The 242-nt window shown below is 78.1% G+C and carries 1 pseudogene; it reads right to left on the bottom strand.

The annotated features are described in order from the left end of the window. Nucleotides 1-44: 44 nt before the first annotated feature. Nucleotides 45-242, bottom strand: a pseudogene (locus Q2100_RS16490) (hypothetical protein); the annotation flags it as partial.

The following is a 242-nucleotide window of genomic DNA, read 5'->3' as shown; positions in this document are numbered from 1 at the left end:
GCCGGCCGTCAAGACATGTTGACGGCCGACGGCGGTTGGTGTGGTTACGGCGCCGAGATGCTCGCACAGGGCAGCCCGGGGATGCAGCCGGACGCGCCCTGCGGTCCGGCCGATCCGACGGGTCCGCCCGGGATGCCGCCGGTGGCGCCCTGCGGGCCTGCCACGCCCGCGGGTCCACCCGGGATGGCGCCGGACGCGCCCTGCGGGCCTGCCGCACCCGCGGGTCCACCCGGGATCGCACC

It is taken from the genome of Mycolicibacterium arseniciresistens, from assembly GCF_030519285.1.
Taxonomy (GTDB): domain Bacteria; phylum Actinomycetota; class Actinomycetes; order Mycobacteriales; family Mycobacteriaceae; genus Mycobacterium; species Mycobacterium arseniciresistens.
Note: the sequence above shows the minus strand (reverse complement) of the source record. Positions and strands in the feature narration are given on the sequence as shown.